The following is a 756-nucleotide window of genomic DNA, read 5'->3' on the forward strand; positions in this document are numbered from 1 at the left end:
CCTCATCGGCTGAGCGGGGCAGGTGCGGCCGGGGCAGCCGTGCACTGCGGGTCTCACGATGCGAACCCCGGTGGAGACGTCTCGCGTCCACGGTCCATACTTGCCGCATGTCCGCATACTCGAGCTTCGCGTTTACCTATGGCACCCGGCCCGCCGGCTGCCATGGTCGTGTTGCTCACCGCGGATAACCGCAGAGCGACTTCCCAGGCGCCCCGGGCCGGCAAGGCCCGGGGCGCCTGTCGTTTCCCGGACCCGACCGGCGCCGGGGCCTCACCGCATCAGACGGAGGAGACCCCGATGAGCATCAGCACCACCACCACGCGCACGTCCGTCCCGTCGACCGGCACGACCGGCAGCCCGGCGTCCGCGACGTCCGCCCCGGCCGTCGCCCCGGCCGTCGTTCCGGCCGCCGGCTCCGCGGTCGACCCGGCCACCGTCATCGCCGACGCCCGGTCGCGGATCGACGCGCTGGACGATCACATCCTGGGGCTGGTGCAGGAACGCATGGCCGTCTCGGCCGTCGTCCAGCAGACCCGGATCTCCGCGGGCGGGCGCCGGGTGAACCTGTCGCGTGAGATGGAGGTCCTCTCCCGCTACCGCGACGCGCTGGGCCGACCGGGCACGTCCCTGGCGATGACCATCCTGGAACTCTGCCGCGGCCGGGTCTGAACCCGCACCGGCGTCCGCGCCCACCCGCACGCCTGCGTTCGCCTCACCTCCCGGGCAGGGGAGGTGAGGCGAACGCAGGCGTGCGGG

1 protein-coding gene is annotated in these 756 nt (G+C 73.4%); it reads left to right on the plus strand.

The window, feature by feature from the left end:
* Positions 1 to 297: 297 nt before the first annotated feature.
* Entirely contained in the window at positions 298 to 669 is a 372-nt protein-coding gene (locus ACOV8S_RS16920; RefSeq protein ID WP_448318630.1) for a chorismate mutase, read from the plus strand.
* Positions 670 to 756: the final 87 nt, after the last annotated feature.

It is taken from the genome of Streptomyces sp. CO7 (genome assembly GCF_053474865.1).

Bases quoted from the DNA above. Each gene is read 5' to 3' on its own strand.
- ACOV8S_RS16920 (WP_448318630.1), top strand. From the start codon at position 298: ATGAGCATCAGCACCACCACCACGCGCACGTCCGTCCCGTCGACCGGC.